The following is a 21,514-nucleotide window of genomic DNA, read 5'->3' as shown; positions in this document are numbered from 1 at the left end:
TATTTACTCTTTACTTTCGTTGAATTTTTTCGCAATTTCTTTCAACTTTTCTTTTCGAGAAAGTTCGGCTTGTTTTTTCTTAGCCTGAGCTTTATGCAATTTATCGTTGTGCTTTTTGATGTTCTTTTCGTTATTGCGTCCCATTATACTTCTCTTTTTATTTGTTCTAAAGTTTTATCGGTAAAGATCAATTCGGTAATAATTTGTTTTCTTAAATCATCGATATCCTCATAATCAAAATGTTTCGCCCAATTCGTCAGCTGCTGCAGGTTTCTTATTTGTTTCAGCCTTTTTGTTGTTTCCAAACTTGTTCTTAAAACCGCTTTTCCATCATATTCTGGATTATTTTTATGCTGGTAATTAGCCGAATTCTTTTCAAAATCAGCTTCTACATAATACAGTTTATCTGTTGCATTGTCTGGATAAAATTCATTCCATTTGGCAAAACCAATCTTTGTTTTCGATTCTGTTTCTGGATCGCGGGCAACTAAGCGCCATTTGCTGTTTGCCAGCCTTCCCCAGTGATTCGAAACACGGTACATTCCTTCTTTTGTATAATAATAAGTACTTCCTGCTTTACTCTCAAATTGTTTTTTTAATCCTTGAATCATTTCTGGGAGCACTTCATGAAACGCACAAAATGTATTTTTAAAAGAATTTGGGTGTGGTTTAAAGTTTTTCTGCATGTTGCAAATATACTCAGTTTACGCAGAACTCCCTAAAACAATACTTAATTGCTTATCTTTGCTTTTTAATTTAAAAACAAAGAATCATGTCTAAAGATGAACAACAAAAAATGCCGCAAAAAGGAGTTTTTACCGGTATTATCGAAAAAGATGAAAACAACAATTATTTCTGTGGCGAATATCTTTTAGACTACAAAACGGTTCAATCTAATTTTAAAGTGGGAGATTGGATTACTATTAAATCCATTATTGAAAACCCAAGTGATATTAGCTACGATAAATACCCAAAGAAATCTAGAAACTTCGACAAGGCTAACCATAAGCCTGAGTAGTTTTTTGTTTCAGGTTTCAAGTTTTGTTGGAGCGCATATTTTTTTACCGCAAAGAGCGCAAAGGTTATTTTTACTGAGTGTTATACATTGAGAATATTTAAGTTCGCAAAGCATTGTGCTGACATAGCTTTGCGAACTTTGCATTTAGAGATAAACTTAAATAAAAAACTTAGCGCTCTTTGCGTAAACCTTAGCGTAATTTGAGGTTAAATTAAACTTACGGTTAACTTTTTTCAATATTTTTTCCATCAAAACTAAAAAGTTAAAAAAAAGTGTACCTTTGCAAAAAATTTGTCGATTTGAACTAATTAATATCGATTTCAAACTAATAGACAAGTAGTTACCTTTTATTTATGAAAAAAATAGTTGAATACCGCAAGTTACTAAACGTAGAGAAAACTGCAGAATTAAAAGATTTAAAAACAATTTATCGTAATGCGATGAAAGAATCTCATCCTGATAAATTCGTTGGAGATGAAGCTGGTCTTAAAGCTGCAGAAGAAAAAAGTAAAACGATTATCGAAGCTTACCACTTTTTAGTAAGTATTCATCCTGATACTATCAAACTTAATTTACCTGAATACACAGAGACAATTACAACTTGTTCTATTACAGATTTTAAATTTGTAGAAGGCCGTTTAATTATTGACTTTTCCAACGGAAGCGTTTACGAATACATTAGTGTTCCTAAAGCAACTTACGTGAAAATGGTAAATGCTGATTCTCCTGCAAGATTTGCAAAAAGACATATTTTAAATGCTTTTACTTGGAGAAAGAAAACAAACCAAGAATAGTCTAAAAAATATCATATTTTACAAAAAAGCACTCCGGGAATTGAGTGCTTTTTTTATGTCAAAAAATTAAAAAATCGAATACAGAGTCCGTAACTAAGTTTCGAATTAAGAGTTTTAAATCAAATCAAGCCAACAAACACGCTGATTATAGGCATTTTAAACCCGAAAAAACTATAACAAAATTTTAGGTTACAAAATTCTGTATGTTTTATATTTTTAGATACTTTTGTTGCACAAATCAATTAACTAATTAATTTTTTATAATGAAAAAAATACTTTTTGTACTTACGGCTTCTGCAGCTATCATTTCTTGCAGCAAAGTTAAAGATGGAGAATACCTTATTACAGGTACTGCTAAAGGAATTGAAAATGGAAAAACTATCATTTTACAAGGTGCAGACCCTGCTACAAGAATGACTATTGCTCTTGATACAGTAAAAGTTGAAAACGGAAAATTTGAAATAAAAGGAAAAGTAGGTGAACCGGCTTTCCATACCTTGATTTTAGAAGGTGCTAACGCTCCTATTCCATTAATTCTTGAAACTGGAGAGATTAATGTTGCTATTGATAAAGATAGTATTCATAAATCTAAAGTTTCTGGAACTTACAACAATGATGAGTATGTAACTTTTACTGAAGATATGAACAAAACTCAAAAAAGTTTGATTGATTTTCAGAAAAAGAACAACCAAAAAATGCAACAGGCTCAACAAGCTCAAGATACAGCAACTATCAACAGCTTGATGAAACAATACATGGAAATCCAAAAAGAAGTTGGAGAAAACAGCAAAAAGAAATTTTTAGCTTATGCTGAAAATCACCCAAAATCTTATATCACTGTTTTAATTGTTCAACAGATGTTGAATGATCCTACAGCTGATACTAAAAAATTAGAGAGCATTTTCAACTCTTTAGATGAGTCTGTAAAAAACACTGCTCCAGGAAAAGAAATCAAAACTAGATTTGGACAAGCAAAATTGCCATCTGTTGGAGCTACAGCTGCACCAGTAGGCAGCGCTAAATGAAGAGCTGATTTTTCGGCTCCTAATCCAGAAGGAAAAGTAGTTTCTCTAAAACAAAGTTTAGGAAAAGTAACTATCGTAGATTTCTGGGCTTCATGGTGCGGACCATGCAGACAAGAAAATCCAAATGTAGTGGCTATCTATAAAGAATTACATTCAAAAGGTTTAAACATCGTTGGTGTATCTTTAGATAAAGATGCTGCAAAATGGAAAGAAGCTATAGCAAAAGATGGATTAACTTGGACTCATGTTTCAAACTTAAAATTTTGGGACGAGCCAATTGCTAAACAATACAACGTTGAATCTATCCCAGCCACTTTTATTCTTGATGCGTCAGGAAAAGTAGTAGCCCAGGATTTAAGAGGTGCAGAATTGAAAGCAAAAATCGTAGAGCTTTTAGCTAAATAATAGAATAAGTATTCAGAATAAAAAAATCTCCCTTGTGGAGATTTTTTTGTTTTCTAGTATTAGAGAGACTAAAAAAAATGGCAGTTTATCAAAAAGAACAAAGTCAGCTAAAAAAGAGTAATACAATGATGACTTGATCTATATTTAGTGTAAAACAAATCAATTGCCAAACAATTTAAAAAAACATTTGTCTTCAATGTTTATTCAACACCGTCAATAAAAACAATGGCTGACAGCTTTTTTAATGACAAAACCTAAATCAGAAATCGTAAACTTCAAGTAAAAATAATCTCACTTTCAAAAACGAATCAAAAAAATTACATTTTAAAGCATTTTTATTTTATTCAATACCAATGAATTAAAAAACAACTTTAAAATAACTTAAAATTAAGTGCTTTTTTTATTTGGAAATGTAGAAAGAGTTCCTATCTTTGCCACCGCTTAGAACAACTAAGCACAACGCTAGAGAGTCGGGGAGATACTCAAGCGGCCAACGAGGGCAGACTGTAAATCTGCTGTGAAAACTTCGCAGGTTCGAATCCTGCTCTCCCCACGAAACCTGTAAATCTTTTGATTTGCAGGTTTTTTTTTATGCTGTTTTTTTATATTTTTTAAGCCACCCAAAATTCTTTCCTGTTGTGTTTGAATTCGTATATTCGGCATTTATTTCGAAAAAAGAGAATGATTGCAAAATTGAATGAAAAAAAATCCTACCCATGGATTGTTGTTGCCTTACTTTGGTTTGTTGCTTTATTGAATTATTTAGACCGACAAATGCTCTCCACTATGAAATCAGCGATGATGGATGACATTCCTGAATTGGCTAAAGCTGAAAATTTTGGTCTTTTGATGGCTATTTTTCTTTGGATATATGCGTTTATGAGTCCTATTTCCGGAGTTATAGCGGATCGGTTTAACCGAAAAAGAATAATTATAGGAAGCCTTTTTATTTGGTCAGGAGTTACTATGGCGATGGGCTATGCCACAACTTTCAATCAAATTTATATTTTGCGCGGTATTATGGGTTTTAGTGAAGCTTTTTATATCCCAGCGGCATTATCCTTAATTGCAGATTACCATCAGGAAAAAACACGTTCTTTTGCAATAGCGATTCATACTACCGGAATTTATTTAGGACAAGCACTGGGTGGTTTTGGTGCCACTATTTCTAAGCATTTTTCATGGCATTTCAGCTTTCATTCCGTAGGTTTACTCGGTGTAGTTTATAGTTTACTTCTTATGTTTTTTTTAAGGGAAAAGAAAGCCTATTTTTTTGATCCTTCAAAAAAGTCATCTGTCAACCATGAATTCAAGCAAATGTTCAAAGGATTGGGAATATTATTTGGTAATATCTCCTTTTGGGTTTTACTCTTTTATTTCGCTGCGCCAAGTTTACCGGGCTGGGCAGCCAAAAATTGGTTGCCTACCTTATTTACCGAAACTTTGCATTTAGACATGTCTCTCGCGGGACCCATTGCAACCGTAACCATTTCCATGTCTTCCTTTTTTGGCGTTTTAATTGGCGGTGCCATTTCAGACAGATGGGTGATGAAACATCTTAAAGGACGAATTTACACCAGTGCAATCGGATTATTTCTCACCATTCCGGCATTGTTCTTATTTGGCTATTGCTCTAATATAGAGACTATTATTTTTGGCGCTATTCTTTTTGGACTTGGATTTGGAATATATGACACGAACAATATGCCAATTCTCTGCCAGTTTGTTGCACCTCGCTACAGGGCAACTGGATATGGAATTATGAATTTTGTAGGTATTTCGGCTGGAGCTGTTATCACCGAGTTTTTAGGAAAAGCAGTTGATAATGGAGGAATGAGACACGTTTTTATGCTACTTTTATTTGTAGTGGTTACTGCCATCGTTTTACAACTGGTAAGTCTGCATCCAAAAACGATAGACATGAATGAAGAGGAATGAGTTTGCAGTTATCAAAAGATAAAATCCCGAAAAAAATATGACTGGTTGAATTGGAGTTACCTCTGTTTATGGCACAAAAACTATGACAGATTAGGAAACGACTTTTTAAAAAGATTACAGTTCTAATATTTATTACAGAAAACTTTTAAAGAATACTTGAGTTTTTTATCAATTTATCATCTGCTAGTACAATCCGAAATAGACGGCTTCTCTAACTAAAATTCATAAAAAAAGTCTGAACATAAAGCTCAGACTTTTCTAGATTAATTTAAGATATTTTATTAGCATCGGCAATCCAATTGTAAGTTTCAATCTGTGCCCGTCTTGGAATTATATGATCTTCTCTTTCCAATTCATTTAATCCCTCACTATTTATTGTTCTTCTTTTGGTATTATCTTCCAACTGAAACTGAATTAGCTTATTGATTTCCTTAATATGTTTTTCATCATATAATGGAAAAGCCACTTCTATTCTTCTGTTTAAGTTTCGACTTAACATATCAGCAGAAGATAAATAGATTTTTTCCTGTCCGTTATTAGCGAATTTATAGATTCTGGAATGCTCTAAAAACATATCTACTATACGGTAGATTTTTATATGCTCTGACACTTTTCTAATTCCTGGCAAAAGTGTACATATACCGCGGACAATTAATGTAACGTCAACGCCTACCTTATCTGCTTCAATCAGTTTATCAATAATATCCTTTTCATCCAATCCGTTTACTTTTAAGAATACCGATGCCGGCTTTCCTGCTTTTTTATTTTTTATTTCGGTATCGATTAATTCCAGTAATTTTTCTTTCATATTAAAACCTGCGGCTAAAATATGTTTTGGTTCGGCATTTTTTTTCTTGGTTTTTAAAAAAGTAAAAATCTTTTTCAAATCATTAGTATAGGCGGTTTCTGCTGTAAAAAAACCAAAATCTGAATAGATATTCGCTGTGCTTTCATTAAAATTTCCTGTTGACAAATAGGCATAATTCTTTTTATTCCCGAATTTATCTTTCATCGTAATCATGGCTGCTTTGGCGTGCACTTTTAAATTTGGAAGACTTTGAATAATTTTAATGCCGGCATTTTTCATTTCTTTAGACCAGAACAAATTATTATGCTCATCAAAACGCGCTTTTACCTCAACAAAAACGGTTACTTTTTTTCCATTCTTAGCCGCACTGATTAAAGCATTTGCTATTAAGGATTGAGAAGAAATTCGATATAGCGTAATTTTAATCTCGGTAACATTTTTATTAATTGCCGCTTGATTAAAAAACTGAAGCACATAATAATACGATTGATACGGAAAATAAAGCAACTGGTTTTGCTTTTTTATGACATCAAAAATCGATGTTTTATTTTCAAAAGGCAGATGCGGAAGATTTGGATAAAATTTCCCCTGAAGCTTTGGTTTTACAGGATTTGGGAATTTGAACAAATCGAAAAAATTATGATGACTTCCGCCTTTTATCATTTCACTTTTGTAAAGTTTGAAAGCTCTTTTACAGATTGAAAAGGAATCTGCATCCATATTGGAGTCGTATAAAAATCTTGTAGCAGAACCTCGTTTGCGTTCTTCGACTTTTGCTTCAATTTTTGCTATTAAATCCCCTGAAGTTTCGTCTTCAATCAGATAATTTTCATCTCGGTTTAATTTGATCGCATTACAGGAAATGATTTTATCAGCTGGAAATATCAATGATAAACAATTTCTAATTATGGTATCAATTGAAATAATATATTGTCTGTTCTCTACGCTTTGCAACTGCTTAAAACGTTCGAGTTTATCTGAAGGAATATTTAAATAAGCAAAATTATAATTGCCTTTACTGTCTTTTAATTTTACCAAAAAATATAAACTTCTGTTGTTTAAAAAATAAGTTTTGGGCTGATTTATTGTAACATAAACCACTTGTATATATGAAAGAATAATGCTTTTAAAATAATATTCAATCTCCATTAAATGCACAGGCAATAATTCCTGATATTCATAATAGATAATATCGTTTAAAGCCAATTCAGTTAGGATGGAATAACTCCATATTTTTCCAAATCTATTTTGCTGTCGGTTTACTTCTTTTAAAACATCTTCTAAAAGATCACTGTTTTTTCTGGTCTTCTTTTTCTGCAGTTTATTGATTTTGACTCTGAAAAATTCATCTAGGTTAGAAGAATGAATAGCCAAAAATTTGATTCGGTCATATACTGCATTATTTAAGTCTTCGGCTTCATCCAAAATACAGTTGTTGAAAGAAAGCCAAGAGATTTCTGAAGGAATAAGATGGTTATGCACGTTTTAAGTTTTGATGGTTAAATCTGAATCAACAACACTAACTTCGTAAATTTAAGTCATTAATTTTCCTTTATTCTATCACATAAACAAGCAATTAACCAAAAAATAATCTATTGCTAACATAATGCAATATGACCTAAGAAATTTGCAGCATTATTTACCGCAAAGATTAACTACAGTTTAATAAATCAAAATCATAGAAAGCTATAATTCCAATGACAACCAATTAATTACGCATAGATTATTTTAATTTGTAAATCAGAAATGCTTTAAAAGCTCAAATAATTATCTCCTCATTTCCTTTCTATTTTTTCTAATTAAACAATATCGAAAAGCCTTTTGTATATTTTATAAATAAGTCGATTCCAATCAAGATCAGGATAAGTACTATGAAAATAATAAAATAGGTAATCCTTTGGGCTTTTTGATCGAATTCAAAAGTTTTAGGATTTATAAAATAATCTGTGTAAACAGTTTGAGAAACTTTTAAATTGGGAGAAAACAAAGAAACGCCATGTAAAAAATGACCAATAAGCTGATACTTGTTTTTAGGAATGTAAGTCATCCCATCAGCCGGCTTAGAAAAATGAATGGGAATCTGTTTACCTTCTTTAAAACCAAAAATATAACCTGGAGAATATTTTGTTCCAATCTTTCGATCGATGTCGCTTACGTAGGTTTCTGTACTGCGCTCCAGTTCCTTATATAAAATACTTTCAACAGCACCATTGTATTGATGATGATGGATTCCATTGTGATCTACCGAAATAGAAATTATCTTTTTTAGTTTCTGACGTTGGTAATTCCTGTAAAGAGCCCAAACTCCCCAAAGCAGTAACGGAAAATAGATCAGGTCGAAAATCATTTCGCCATTCGATAAACGACTATTATGCTCCAACTGAATGCTTAAAGGAAGTACTGCAAATAAAAGCAGCATTGCAAAACACAAAAGTCCGAACAGCACATAAACTAATAGGGTAACTGGTACATTACGCTGAGAAGTTACTTTAGGGAAATTTTCTTTATTATAAATCATTATTAAAATATTCTTTCTAAAATTTCAACTTGGCACTACGGCAAATCACCGTACGAAGTTTTCCTATTACATCCGAATTTTATCTTATTGTTTTTGAGCCAGACTATTGATCAAATACATTTTTTTTGCATCGGGAGCGTACAATGCAAATCCAAACGGTGATCTGTAAAACTTCGAACATATAGGAGCAACTGCTGCTTTGGGTTCGCTGACGGTATAAATTCGTGTTTCGTAACCGTCATGTTTTTCTTTTTCAATTACCATTTTTGGAACGCTGAAAAGAAATGGCTTTTCTCCAATCATAGTCTTAAAAAAACCTGTACCGCGCCAGCCTACAGTTTGTGTTGCAGGCGCTCCGCCTCCAATAACATGATAATACTGTATTTTATCTTCTTCATGAAAATACTGCAACTCCACCTCTTTCTCTAATGTCGATTCTCCAATATTGCTGTAATAAAGCTCTTTCTGATAACGAATGGCACTTTCTGAATCTCTCTCTGATTGATAACCTACTGTTTTCTGCCATAAAACATTCCATTTTTTATCATGATAATAATAAAATGCTGTCGTATAATTATTCCCGTCAACATAAGAACGTACAAAATAATACTGACTTTCTTTTCTGATTTTTTCCTGAGCGCTATTTAGTTCTTCATTTGTCAATACGAAATCTGCGTTATGCTGTTCAAATTTCTGTCTTGTTGTACTTCCATCAAACGGCCAGCTTGTGTAATAAGCATCTTCTTTTTTGGTAGAAACCGTAAAATCATCTATAAGAACTGTCCAAAATCCGTCATATTTTACATTAAGAGAATCTGTAATCAAGCCGTTTTTATCAATTTTATAATATTGTTTGTCTCCTTTATGCGCATCATCATTTCCTATCTGGCATCCAATAATTACATTGTCATTAACAGATTGATATGCTTTGATTGGATTGGGAGATGCCGAAAGTGAAATATCAGTGCTGCATATTTCTTTTACAGAGAAAGTAGCATGTTGATAAGCTGAAGAAATGGACTGATACTTTTGATAAACTACTGGAAGTGGCTCTTGCTTTTTTTCATAAATCCCAGAATCTTTCTTTTTGAAATACCAAATCCCAGCCAAAACAAATAAAGCAACAACAATAAATAATATCATTTTTTTCATTTTCTAAAGATTTAAAAATAGAACTTTCAGCTCGTTTAAGCAAAGCTTATTATTATCCTATGAATGGGGCACTGAAAGGCTATTCACACAAATATATCACAAACAAAACCTATATCCATAACTGATATATAAATTTATTCTACATCGCTTTTCTAAAAAATATTTCTCAACTATGAAAATGTAATCTATTTTTATATGAAAAAAAGCCCATCCCAATCAGGAATGGACTTGTTCTAATCAATATAAAAAACACTCACTAAAATATAATACCTATTATCTTCCACCTGGCCCAGTGCTTCCTCCTATTTTGGTTACCATAGAGGTCAACGTAAAACTTGATGACACTGTGGAATTGCTAAATGTTCCTGATAAATACAATCCGTTAAAATCTGAAGAGCTGCTTACACTAGATGTTGTAACCAATTTATAGGTTTTACCCGAACTGAATTTACTACCAGACAACAGTAATGTTGTAAAACTGACAGGCGATTTAAATGTCATAACCTCAGCGTTGTCACTATCTAAAACGCTATAAATAGTTCCTGCATTTCCGCCAGCCAAAATAGCCGAAGCCTGGCTAGATACAGTAGCTGTTGGCGAACTGGTTGCTCCTCCTACACCAACCAACAATCCTCCAGTAATCTTGAATGTATTGTTATCACAGTCAAAACCTTCTTCTGGACTTTTAGCACCAATAGCAAAGACTCTTCCTCCAGTAACAGTTAATGTACCGTTAGAATCGATACCATCATTTGTGGTACTGTAGGCAACAATATTTCCTCCATTGATGTAAATGGCATCACCAGCATTTATTGCATCATCGACAGCCTTAATATAAATCGTTCCGTCGTTGATTGTCAATTTACTTTTACTTTCTATTCCTTCACCACCTTCACCAGTTGTTGTAATTGTAATTGTTCCTCCATTAATTACGACATAAGGATCAATGGTATCGTCGGTATCGTATGAAGCAACTATTCCGTCATCGGCAACCGTAATCGTAATTGTTCCAGCATTAATGATAATATGTCCTTCTTCAGCTTCTATACCATCACTTGAAGCAGTTATATTGAGAGTACCTCCATCAATATAAATACCTTCATTGGTATGAATACCGTCTGAAGCCGCTTTGGTTATATTAATTGTACCACTTTGCACACGTACATAATCATCTGAAACAATACCATGTTTATTATTACCAACAATATTAAGCGTACCACTGCCTGAAAAAATAAGCTGTCCTTCGCTGAAAAAAGTTCCTTTTTGGTCTTCTGTAGAAGTAGCATAAGTTGCACCGTCTTCTAAAGTATTTGTGCCGCTTAATACAATAAAAGCACGTTTCCCTGATTGAATATTAATCGCCGGCCCATCATTGTTTTTAATGGATACGCCATTCAGCGTCAGTTTATATTTTTTGTCACTATAAATTTTAAGCATACCATTTGTTGTGGTTCCTGTTACTTCATAAGCCACTTCAGCAACTGTAGAAGTAATCGTAACATCTGCTCCTGAAATAGCGACAGTTACTCCTGTTACTGCATTCTCAACCGCAGCACTAGTACCGTTAAAGGTAATTTTAACGATAGAACTAAAAGTGGAATTCGCGATTAAATCATCTGCGTTTGCGCCGGTTTCTGAGGATCCTTCTGCCGTTCCCTTTGTTGTCGTTGCGCTGATTGTAATAGGATTTTCGGTTGTAACGGTCGTGTCGTCCTCTGTATCATTATCTTTTGAACAAGAAATAGTAAGAACTCCTAAAAATAGACTGAAATAGAAATATACTTTAGTTTTCATATTATTGGGGTTTATAAATTTTATAATTACGTATTAAGCATCCAACTAAAAGCAAATATCATTACTGTTGTTTTAATACTATAAACTCAGATGCAGTACTTTGATAAAAGTTACCAATGCAATAATATGTATATTCAAAAGCTCTAACAATAAAATGAGGTAAACGCACATTTTTTAATGGTAAAAGAAACAACAAGTTTCCTAAAATAAAGCCTTAAAGTTCAAATTCTGCAAATCATTACGGCTGCAATTTTTTATTTTAAACCACTTTGATCTAAAATTAGCCCAGTAAATCAGCTAATTTAGTTTTTAAGATTTCTTTATGTTGATGTCCAAAATAATTCGCCAAGATATTGTAGTTATCATCGAAAATAATAAAGGATGGAGTTCCTTTTAATTGATTGATGGTAAATGTTTCGGCTATTATAGGAATTGTAGCATAATAGGATTTTACTTTTTGTATTATCGACTTTCTTTCAATTTCGGGAAAATTTTCAAAATTGGGAATAGCATGACAGATTAATTCAACTTTATCTGAATTTATAAACTGTTCAGAAGAAATAATACTGTCAAAGGCAACTGGAAAATTTAAAGTTTCTGTGTAGTTAGAAATTCCGTAGTTTGCATGGTAATATTTCTGAGTTTCCCCAACTAATGTTCCACTTTCCAAAAGCAGTTTTAAGCTTGCTTTGTTATTGTATTCAAAATCTTCAAAAGCAGTAGCAACCCCAATAAAACCAACTTTACTGTTAAATGAACTATAGAGTTCATTTACAATAGGAATTCCGTAAATAAAACAACCTGGACAATTTACTTGGAATACAAAGGCAACATTTACTTTATGTATTATAAATTCTCCTTGAATTAATTCTTTAATATTGAGATGAAATTTCGGCATGACTATTTTTTATTTAAACATCTTTGTGACGTTAGGAATTACACTTCAAAATTAATTATGATTATCAACTTGTTGATAGTCCAGTTCTTGTAATAATTTATAGGTTCTGGTTTGAATACATTTTCTACTTAAATTATGATTTGAATGCTAAACTAGAGCTTCAACTACATATAAATACTTATTTTTATAGTCTGCCACTAAAAGTTATCGAATGACCGAAATTTTCAAAGTCTTTAAAATCACAGCATCAGAATCAGAAAAAATAATGCAATCTGTAAACGAACCGCATTCTCATGATTTTGAAGAACTTATTATTGGCAACAAAGGACAGCTAGAGCATTTTATAGATTTTAATTCCAAATTAATTGATGCTCCTTTTATCAGTTTTGTCACGCAGGGAAAAATTCATCGCGCCAAACCGCTCATAAAAGACGGCGAATGCGATATGTGGGTGTTAAGATTTAAAAGTGAATTTATTGCCGAAACGACTTTCAGCCTTTATGCTTCTTTTCATGATAAAGCCAACATTAGTCTACAAAGCAATCAATGTTTTGAAAAACTAGATATTCTCTGTAAAATGATTTATGATGAGTATATTCAAGAAGCACCGGATCTTGCCGTTATCCGACAATTATTAAGCGCCTTGTTTACCATTATAGAATCAGAAAGACGCAAATTGAACTTGGATAATGACGAATCCAAGAAAATTCACAGTTCCACTTTTAAAAACTTCCTTCGATTATTAGAAGAACATTACAAGGAATCCAAAGATGTGAATTTCTATGCCGAAAAGCTTTTTATGACTTCTCGTAACTTAAACCTTATCTGTCAAAACATTTTACAGCAGAGTGTTTCTGAAATCATAGAAACCCGAAAACTTACCGAAGCCAAAAACCTTTTAATGACTACGGATAAAAATATAGCTGAAATTGGTTACGAACTCGGATTTAACGAAAAAACTTATTTTACACATGCCTTTAAACGTAAGTCAGGCATGACTCCTACTGAATTTAGGGATGAAATGCAGAAACTGCTTTCTTAAAAACACAACCATTCTTCCGAAAATCGTTACCACATTCGTTGTTATTAATCTGAACTTTGTAATCACAAAAAAGATTTTTCTTAAAAACGAATTACAATATAAAATGAACCGTAAAGATTTTCTAAAAACTATGGCAATACTACCAATTGGAGCAGCTGCAATGAAGTTGAGCTCTCTTAAAACCGTTTCAGATTCTTTCGCCGCAACAGAAAGAATGCCTGTTTTATTTCTTGGACACGGAAATCCGATGAATGCTTTGGCGGATAATAGTTTTACACAAGGTTTCCAAAATATAGCTAAAACACTTCCAAAACCAAAAGCAATTCTGTGTATCTCTGCACATTGGGAAACCAAAGGAACTTTTGTAACTGCAATGGAAAAACCAGAAACCATTCATGATTTTGGAGGTTTTCCGCAAGCACTTTTTGATGTACAATATCCTGCTCCAGGAAGTCCAGAACTGGCTTTAGAAACTCAAAAAATAATTACCTCAACTTCTGTGGGGCTAAGCAATGACTGGGGTTTGGATCACGGATGCTGGACAGTGGTAAAATTCCTGTATCCAAATGCTGATATTCCGATTATTCAAATGAGTATTGATTATACGAAACCGGCTTCTTATCATTATGAACTAGGAAAAGAATTAGCTGTTTTAAGAAGAAAAGGAGTTTTAATTGTCGGAAGCGGTAACTCCGTTCATAATTTAAGACTAGCGGCCTGGGACAAAATGATGGTGCCAGGTTATGCTTTTGAATGGGCTCATATTGCGAATGAAAAAATGAAGACAATGATTCTGGAAAACGATCATCAATCTCTGGTAAACTTTGATAAACAAGGAAAAGAGTTTCAATTAGCGGTGCCAACTCCAGAACATTATATGCCGTTATTATACACTTTGTCACTTAGAGAAAAAGATGAAAAAGCGACTATTTTTAACGATGCCATTTTAGCGGGATCACTCAATATGATGTCGGTTAAAATAGATAAAGCATGAGTTTAAACAAACCGTTTTGGATTTCGTTTGGAATCCTTATTTCCATTTCCATCTTTAGTTTTACGATTATGAATTCAGATATAAAAAATACAAAACTGCACTATTTAATTAGACAGCCCAAAATTAAAACAGAAAATCCGCCTTTGCTGATTCTACTTCACGGTGTAGGCGGTAACGAACAGAACTTATTTTCATTTGCTCCTAATCTTCCCGAAAATTTTGTGGTGGTTTCGGCTCGAGGTCCATTGACTTTTGGAGCGAATAGTTTTGCTTGGTTTCAAGTAGATTTTTCTACAGGAAAACCTCAAATCAACGAACAACAGGCAGAAAACGCTAGAAAAATGCTCATCGATTTTATCGATGATTTAAAAACCGAAATCTCTTTCGACTCTAAACAAGTTTATTTAATGGGATTCAGTCAAGGCGGTATCATGAGTTACAGCGTTGCCCTGACTGCTCCAGAAAAAGTAAGCGGAATTGCTGTAATGAGTGGCAGATTACTTCCAGAAATAAAACCTTTTATGGCTGATGAAAAACGTTTGGAAAAACTCAAAATTTTTATTTCGCACGGAAAACAAGATGCCGTTTTAAATTATCAATATGCAACCGATGCTTTGGAATTTCTTAAAACTAAAAATCTAAATCCTGAATTTCATTCTTACGAAGAAGGACATACCGTAAACCAGCAAATGTTTGACGACGTTAATCATTGGTTTAAAGCCAATCTTATCCAATAAAAAAACCGTCCCGAATAAAATCGGGACGGTTTTTCACTAACTAACCAAACGATAATCAATTAAGGTTTAAGTTCCGTAAACTTCGAATCTAATTCGAAAGCTTTCTTCACTTTCTCAACTGTTATTTCTTTTGCAACCGAAAATTTTGCTGTTTTCTTAATGTCTGATGAAGAGGCTCCTACCAGTACATTATATTCACCAGCTTCGGCAATCCAAGCGCTTTTATTCTCTAAGAAAGAAGCCAAATCTTTGGGAGACAATGTTAACGTCAAAGTTTCACTCTCACCTGCTTTTAATTCTTTTGTTTTAGCAAAAGCTTTTAATTCTTCTTTCGGTTTATCAATAGATTTTGAAGGAGCTGCAAGATATACCTGCACTACTTCTTTTCCAGAAACTTTTCCTGTATTTTTTACTGTAACAGAAACCGTCAATTTATCTTTGAATGATGATGAACTCAATTTCAAATCGGTATATTCAAAAGAAGTATAGGATTTTCCAAAACCAAATTCGTATGAAGGTTTAATATTGAACGTATTAAAATAACGGTATCCCACATAAACACCTTCTTCATAAGTTACTTCCTGCGGATTATCTACTGGAATTCCAGGGAAGTTTTTCGCCGAAGGAGTATCTGAATATTTCACTGGGAAAGTCATCGTTAATTTCCCAGACGGATTGATTTTTCCTGAAACCACATCAGCAACAGAATGTCCGCCTTCCTGACCTGGCTGCCAAGCTAATAAAATAGCATCTACTTTATCTTTCCATGAAGCCGTTTCGATTACACCACCGATATTTAAAATCACAACGACTTTTTTCCCTTGAGCATGAAAAGCTTTTGAGATTTTATCCAGCATTAGAATTTCTTCGTCTGCCATATTAAAATCGTTGTCTACCACTCTATCTCCGCCTTCTCCGGAATTTCTTCCAAGCGTTACAAAGGCAATTTCAGAACTTGCTGCTTTTTTAGCGATAAAAGCATCGTCCATTTTTAGTTCTGGAAGTCTTTCCGGCAAAGCCAAAATTCCTCTTGCTTTTCTATTTTCTTTTTCAATTGCTACTTCTTTTTCAGCGTGAGGCTGGTACAAATCAACCAATTCTTTGTCTAATTTATATCCTGCAGCTGTTAAACCCTCTAAAAGAGAGACCGTGTGTTTGTTGTTTACACTTCCGCTTCCTGTTCCACCCGTAATCCAAGCGTAAGAAGTCACACCAAATAAAGAAACCTCTTTTTGTTTGTCTGCAAATGGCAGTGCATTTTTTTCATTTTTAAGCAAAACCATTCCTTCCGCAGCCGCATTTCTGGTTACTGCTGCATTTTTGGTTAAGTTTGGCTTATCGCTGTATTTGTATTTAGCAAAAGTCGGCGTGCGGAAAATATATTCTAAAATTCTTTTCGCATTGGTATTGGCTACTTCCTGAGATAATTTACCAGAATTTAAAGCTTCCAATAACGCTTTTTTCTGAACAGGAATTCCCGGCATCAACAAATCATTTCCAGCAATCATTTGTTTTACAACATCTGAATTAGAACCTTTTTGAATCGATTCGAATCCTGGGAAACCACCGAACCAGTCTGTCATTACAATTCCTTTGTACCCCCATTCGTTTCTTAAAACGTCTGTCAATAAATCTTTTCTGGCAGAAGTATATTCTCCATTTAATTTATTATAAGAAGACATCACTGTCCACGGATCAGATTCTTTTACCGTGATTTCGAAACCTTTCAAATAAATTTCTCTAATCGCTCTTTCTGAAACATGTGCATTAACCGTTAAACGATTGGTTTCTTCATTGTTTACTGCGAAGTGTTTGATTGAAGTTCCAACACCCTGCGATTGAATTCCGTTTACAATTGCAGCAGCCGTTTTACCTGAAATTAAAGGATCTTCAGAATAATATTCGAAGTTTCTTCCATTCAAAGGGTTTCTGTGAATGTTTAAAGCTGGTGCCAATAATACATCAACTCCATATTCTTTCACTTCATTTCCCATTGCCTTTCCTACTTCTTCCAAAAGCGCTTTATTCCAAGTCGAAGCCAAAGCTGTTCCAACCGGAAATGCTGTTGCATAATAGGTTTTTGAATCATTTTCTCTGGTTGGCGCAATTCTTAGACCTGCTGGCCCATCGGCTACAACCGTTGCAGGAATACCGAATCGTTCAAAGGCTGCAGTTCCCCCTGCTGCTCCAGGAACCAATCCCTGTTTTGAATCGCCCACTGGGCCTATTAAGACTTCGATTCCAGGCATTCCTGTTCCGATTAGTAATTCTACTTTTTCTGCATTCGTCATTTCCTTGATGATGGCATCAATTCTCTGATTAACAGAAAGACGTGTATCTTCCCACGGATCTAATTTTCCGTTTCTGTTAAAATCGGCAAACGTAAACCCTTTAATCGTAACAAGAGGCGGATTCGTTTCATCATTTGGAATGGTATTCCATGATAAATTAGAAAGCACTAACGCCGTCAAAAGCGTTACTCTGGCTGTTTTTATAATTGTATGTTTCATAATATATAGTTTTATTAAGTCCTTTAAATTAATTTTCACACTCCCGATAGCTATCGGGATTAAAAGGATTCAAGCAGATTAACGTAGATCTGTTTTTATTAAATCTGTGTGAAACCTTTTCTCTTGTTGTAGCACAAAAATTTTGATTTTTTTTCACGCAGATTCAAAAGGATTCAAGCAGATTAACGCAGATTTATTCTAATAAAATCTGCTTAAATCTGTCTAAATCTGCGTGAAACCTTTTCTCTTGTTGCAGTACAAAATTTTTGATTTTTTTTCATGCAGATTCAAAAGAATTCAAGTAGATAAATGCAGATTTATTCTAATAAAATCTGATCAAATCTGTCTAAATCTTCGTGAAACCTTCCTCTTTACTTAGCTAAAAATCCTTCCAGCGAAAGCCATTCTTCAAAACGGGTTTCCCAGGAATCAACTGGTAAATTTTGTTTTCCAGTTCCAAAACCGTGTCCACCTTTTGAGTACATGTGCAATTCGACTGTCTGACCAGCATCCAACCATTTGTTATACATTTGAATGCTTCTTGGAGCCAATTTCAACTGATCGTCACTTGCTGCACAAACGAACATCGGAATCTTTTTATCTGGCGCAGGAACACTTAAAAGTTCTGGTCTTGGGCCACCGTAAATATTCGCTACAAAATCTGGAAGCTGTTCTGGTTTGTTGTCTAAAACCGTTTCCATTGCCACAGTACTTCCAGCAGAAAAACCAATGATTCCGACTTTTTTAGTATCAATTCCATATTTTGAAGCATTGGCACGAACATAATTCAAAGCATTTTTTCCATCTTGTGCTGCCAGCTGAATTGTCGCTAGAGAGTTTTTTTCAAAAGCGGCTCTATCTTTTAATTTATCCATCATTTCTCTTGCTGGATCATTGGTTTCGGTTTTGTTCAAACGGTATTTTAAAACAAAAGTGGTAATTCCTTTTTTGCTTAAAATTTCAGCCAATTCTTTTCCTTCTCTGTTGATCGATAAACTCTGAAATCCTCCTCCAGGCGCAATTACAATGGCTGTTCCTGTATTTTTAACTCCTTTTGGAACTTGATAAACGATTAAAGTCGGATCGGTTACATTGTAGACTACTTCGGTTTTAAATAAATCCGAATACATCTCAGCTTCTTTTTGTGTCCAGTTTTCAGATCCCGGTGCTTTTCCCTGATATAATTTTATCGTTTCCTGTGCTTTTACAGTTGTAGCGGCAAGCAGTAGAAAAGCAAATAAGAATGTGATTTTATTTTTCATATGAATTGTGGTTTTATCGTTATTTTTTTACTAATTAATCTCGCAAAGTCGCAGAGTCGCAAAGTTTTTTTCCTTCACGCAGATTTTAAAAAGATTTAAACAGATGCGCGCAGATTATCAATTAAAATCTGCTCAATCTGCAGAATCTGCGTGAAAAAAAAATACTGTTTTTTTAATCTTTATTTTTTTAAGATTTAAGTAGAGACTTTAAATAAAAACTCTGCGACTTTGCGAGATTAAAATTCAACAAGAATAAAAAAACTTTGCGCCTTAGCGCCTTCGTGGCATTAAATAAATTACTGCTTCTTATACGTTTCCGTTCGGGCATCTTTAATAACTCCTTTCCAGTTCAATCCGTAAGCAAAATCATAAACATTCCCTTCAGAGTCTTTGTGTGGAATCATATCATAAGGAACATCTTCAAATTGTTTTTCAACCGTTTCCATATTCGCTGGCATTTGTACTGGAAGTAATCCTGAAGGTTCTGTTTTTCCTGAAATAATATCTAAAACAGCCTGAGAAGAAACTCCGAAATTCAATACAATTCCGTCAACCTGTTTTTCGAATTCATTAAAAATCATTGGTTTTGAAGCAGTAACCGAAACAATAACCGGTTTACCGTTCATCATATCTTTGGTATCGAGAATCGTTCTCAAATCCATAGTGTTGGCAGCGGTAACGGTTTTGTTTTTATAGGTTCTGTCTTTAATCGTTGGATCGATAACCTGATCTCCGGCCGCGATACTTTTTGCTCTGGCTTCCGTTGCGGTGTAAGTTCCGTATTGAAGAGAAATTGGTACATAACCATTGCTGCCGTTTTGTCTGTCTTTCAAATCATAACCGCCTTCTAAACTCTGCGGACTCGTTACAAAAACAATGGCGAAATCGGCTTTTGACGGATCTTCGGTAACATTGTAATATTTCTTAACCAATTCCAGATTTACAGGATATTCTAGTTTTGGCTGACTCGCAACGCCCCACCAGTCTTTAGTTGAAGCCGTATAAATCTTCGGAATAAAAACGGTTTTCTTTTCTTTTACAGGCAGAACTGCTGCTTTATTTTTCAATAAAACAACCGACTTCAATTGTGCTTCATATCCTGCTTTCATAAATTCAGGATTTCCCACAACTGCTTTCGTTTCTTCTACATTCAAATAAGGATTCTCGAAAAGTCCAACTCTGAAAATATTCTTCAACAAACGAACAGCCGATCTTTCGAAACGAGCTCTCATAAAAGATTCTCCAAATTCTTTTACGCCCATTTCATAAGCTACTAAAACTGGCATTTTATCATTATTCCCTCCAAACTGATCTACTCCTGCAATAATTGCTTTGTAATGTCTGTCATTTATAGAAAGATTTTCTACTCCCCAAGGTTTTCCTGCAAAAAGATTCGGTGTTTTTCCTTCGTCACCCGTTACTAACCAATCGGTGCAGACTACGCCATCATAGCCGTATTTATCTCGCAGTAAATCAGTAATAATATATTTGCTGTAACCATTGGCTACATTTTCGTTGTATTTTTTATCCTGATCAAAAGTGATGGTATAATAAGGCATCACTGCCGAAGCTTTGCTTGTTTTTCCTTTCAGTTTAAAAGCACCATTAATAAAGGGATCAATATGCTGCTGTAAATTATTTCCTGGATAAACCGCAAATTTTCCGTAAGCCCAGTGTCCGTCACGTCCGCCTTCTTCAGCACCGCCACTCGGCCAGTGTTTTACCATCGCATTGACACTTTTGTAACCCCAGCCGTCTTTGATTTCATCTTTTCCGTAAGAAGTCTGGAATCCGTCAATGTAAGCTCTTCCCATATCTCTTGTCAGAGCTGGGCTTTCGCCGAAAGTCATTGAAATTCTGTACCATCTTGGCTCAGAACCTAAATCTATCTGTGGCGAAAGTGCTGTTGCAATTCCTAATGCACGATATTCTTTAGCCGCAATTTGTCCAAACTGTTCCACAATTTTCGGATCAAAAGTCGAAGCCATTCCCAATCCATCTGGCCACATAGAGATTGTTCCCCCTGCTCCGGCATTAAACTCAGAAGTTACATTCGCAGTATGACGCGGATCTGTACTGGTATTACTTGGAATTCCTAGACCAATTCCTTCTACAAAAGCCTGCATATTATTATTCCACAAAGCTGCCGTTTCCGGAGTCCGAACACTTGTAATTAAGACATGACGTAGGTTATCTTCTTTTAAAAAAGCTTTCTGCTGATCGGTTAAATCGGAAGCTTTGGCATTGCTTTCTGGAAATATTTTTCCGTTGTAAGTCCCTGCATTATAACCCGAAACTCCAGCTGGTAAAGCCTGATGACGGCTGTAAAGCATCAATCCCGCGATTTGTTCAACAGACATTTTGGAAGCTAAATCTTTGGCTCTTTCATCTGCCGAAAGGCGCCAATCTTCATATTTATCCAGCTTTCCGTTTTTATTTAAATCCTTAAACTTTTTTCCGTTAATCGTCAATATTTTGATGCCAGATTCAGGAGAATATCCCAAATCTGCACCTTTATTATTTTTAACAATAGTAAAATTTCCTTGCTGTGCCTGCATCGTTACGCTTAGAAAAAAAGCCAAAGCGGCAGTTATGATTATTTTTTTCATAGAATGAAAT

Annotated in this window: 17 protein-coding genes, 1 tRNA gene and 1 pseudogene; 9 read left to right on the top strand and 10 right to left on the bottom strand. The window is 34.2% G+C overall.

The features are described 5' to 3' along the window. Positions 1 to 3: 3 nt before the first annotated feature. Together BM289_RS25425 and BM289_RS11100 are read right to left on the bottom strand one after the other, a co-directional pair. Entirely contained in the window at positions 4 to 144 is a 141-nt protein-coding gene (locus tag BM289_RS25425; RefSeq protein ID WP_091493199.1) for a hypothetical protein, read from the bottom strand. Then, positions 144 to 686, bottom strand: coding sequence for a hypothetical protein (locus BM289_RS11100; RefSeq protein WP_091493198.1), 543 nt, complete (start codon positions 684 to 686; stop codon positions 144 to 146). Before BM289_RS11100 ends, BM289_RS25425 begins: the two co-directional genes overlap by 1 nt. Positions 687 to 772: 86 nt before the next feature. Between BM289_RS11100 and BM289_RS11095 the strand changes: the two genes are divergently transcribed. From BM289_RS11095 to BM289_RS11070, 6 genes and pseudogenes are all read left to right on the top strand, one after another. Beyond that, positions 773 to 1,018 (top strand): hypothetical protein, encoded by a 246-nt coding sequence (locus BM289_RS11095; RefSeq protein WP_091493196.1) that lies wholly within the window; start codon positions 773 to 775, stop codon positions 1,016 to 1,018. Positions 1,019 to 1,371: 353 nt separating this feature from the next. Then, positions 1,372 to 1,812 carry a KTSC domain-containing protein gene (locus tag BM289_RS11090; protein ID WP_091493194.1) on the top strand — a complete coding sequence of 147 codons (441 nt, stop codon included), beginning with the start codon at positions 1,372 to 1,374 and terminating at the stop codon, positions 1,810 to 1,812. Between the two features lie 263 nt (positions 1,813 to 2,075). Next, positions 2,076 to 2,837, top strand: coding sequence for a DUF4369 domain-containing protein (locus tag BM289_RS11085; protein WP_091493193.1), 762 nt, complete (start codon positions 2,076 to 2,078; stop codon positions 2,835 to 2,837). Between the two features lie 18 nt (positions 2,838 to 2,855). Then, positions 2,856 to 3,242 (top strand): annotated as a pseudogene (locus BM289_RS11080) (TlpA family protein disulfide reductase); the annotation flags it as partial. 472 nt (positions 3,243 to 3,714) lie between these two features. Then, positions 3,715 to 3,795, top strand: a tRNA-Tyr gene (locus tag BM289_RS11075). 128 nt (positions 3,796 to 3,923) lie between these two features. Then, positions 3,924 to 5,180, top strand: coding sequence for an MFS transporter (locus BM289_RS11070; protein ID WP_208610248.1), 1,257 nt, complete (start codon positions 3,924 to 3,926; stop codon positions 5,178 to 5,180). A 268-nt stretch (positions 5,181 to 5,448) separates the two neighbouring features. Here BM289_RS11070 and ppk1 read toward each other — a convergent pair whose 3' ends face one another. From ppk1 to BM289_RS11045, 5 genes are all read right to left on the bottom strand, one after another. Next, positions 5,449 to 7,470 (bottom strand): polyphosphate kinase 1, encoded by a 2,022-nt coding sequence (ppk1, locus tag BM289_RS11065; RefSeq protein ID WP_091493191.1) that lies wholly within the window; start codon positions 7,468 to 7,470, stop codon positions 5,449 to 5,451. Between the two features lie 313 nt (positions 7,471 to 7,783). Beyond that, the gene (locus tag BM289_RS11060; RefSeq protein WP_091493190.1) at positions 7,784 to 8,506 is read right to left on the bottom strand and encodes a hypothetical protein; all 723 of its coding nucleotides are present in this window, start codon (positions 8,504 to 8,506) and stop codon (positions 7,784 to 7,786) included. Between the two features lie 84 nt (positions 8,507 to 8,590). Further along, positions 8,591 to 9,658 carry a hypothetical protein gene (locus BM289_RS11055; RefSeq protein ID WP_091493188.1) on the bottom strand — a complete coding sequence of 356 codons (1,068 nt, stop codon included), beginning with the start codon at positions 9,656 to 9,658 and terminating at the stop codon, positions 8,591 to 8,593. A gap of 273 nt (positions 9,659 to 9,931) precedes the next feature. Then, positions 9,932 to 11,452 (bottom strand): carbohydrate-binding domain-containing protein, encoded by a 1,521-nt coding sequence (locus BM289_RS11050; RefSeq protein ID WP_091493187.1) that lies wholly within the window; start codon positions 11,450 to 11,452, stop codon positions 9,932 to 9,934. 280 nt (positions 11,453 to 11,732) lie between these two features. Beyond that, positions 11,733 to 12,350, bottom strand: a complete 618-nt coding sequence (locus BM289_RS11045; protein WP_091493185.1) for a hypothetical protein — start codon at positions 12,348 to 12,350, stop codon at positions 11,733 to 11,735. 211 nt (positions 12,351 to 12,561) lie between these two features. Between BM289_RS11045 and BM289_RS11040 the strand changes: the two genes are divergently transcribed. The 3 genes from BM289_RS11040 (at position 12,562) to BM289_RS11030 (ending at position 15,123) form a co-directional block, all read left to right on the top strand. Continuing rightward, the gene (locus tag BM289_RS11040) at positions 12,562 to 13,392 is read left to right on the top strand and encodes a helix-turn-helix transcriptional regulator (protein ID WP_091493183.1); all 831 of its coding nucleotides are present in this window, start codon (positions 12,562 to 12,564) and stop codon (positions 13,390 to 13,392) included. Between the two features lie 130 nt (positions 13,393 to 13,522). After that, on the top strand, positions 13,523 to 14,386 hold the full coding sequence (gene ygiD, locus BM289_RS11035; RefSeq protein ID WP_244165362.1) for a 4,5-DOPA-extradiol-dioxygenase: 864 nt from the start codon (positions 13,523 to 13,525) through the stop codon (positions 14,384 to 14,386). Next, a complete protein-coding gene (locus tag BM289_RS11030; protein ID WP_091493182.1) occupies positions 14,383 to 15,123 on the top strand; it encodes an alpha/beta hydrolase in 741 nt (246 codons plus the stop codon). The genes ygiD and BM289_RS11030 overlap by 4 nt, the downstream gene beginning before the upstream one ends. Before the next feature lie 59 nt (positions 15,124 to 15,182). Here the strand turns inward: BM289_RS11030 and BM289_RS11025 are convergent, their stop codons facing one another. The 3 genes from BM289_RS11025 to BM289_RS11015 all read right to left on the bottom strand — a co-directional run bounded on the left by BM289_RS11025 (position 15,183) and on the right by BM289_RS11015 (position 21,504). After that, a complete protein-coding gene (locus BM289_RS11025) occupies positions 15,183 to 17,633 on the bottom strand; it encodes a beta-glucosidase (protein ID WP_091493180.1) in 2,451 nt (816 codons plus the stop codon). Between the two features lie 371 nt (positions 17,634 to 18,004). After that, a complete protein-coding gene (locus BM289_RS11020) occupies positions 18,005 to 18,895 on the bottom strand; it encodes an alpha/beta hydrolase (RefSeq protein ID WP_091493178.1) in 891 nt (296 codons plus the stop codon). 296 nt (positions 18,896 to 19,191) lie between these two features. Beyond that, complete coding sequence (locus BM289_RS11015) at positions 19,192 to 21,504, bottom strand: glycoside hydrolase family 3 protein (RefSeq protein ID WP_091493177.1); 2,313 nt, start codon at positions 21,502 to 21,504, stop codon at positions 19,192 to 19,194. Between the last annotated feature and the right edge of the window lie 10 nt (positions 21,505 to 21,514).

Source organism: Flavobacterium phragmitis, assembly GCF_900112575.1.
Classification (GTDB): Bacteria; Bacteroidota; Bacteroidia; order Flavobacteriales; family Flavobacteriaceae; genus Flavobacterium; species Flavobacterium phragmitis.
The sequence above is the reverse complement of the archived record's forward strand: the minus strand, read 5'-3'. Positions and strand labels throughout refer to the sequence as shown.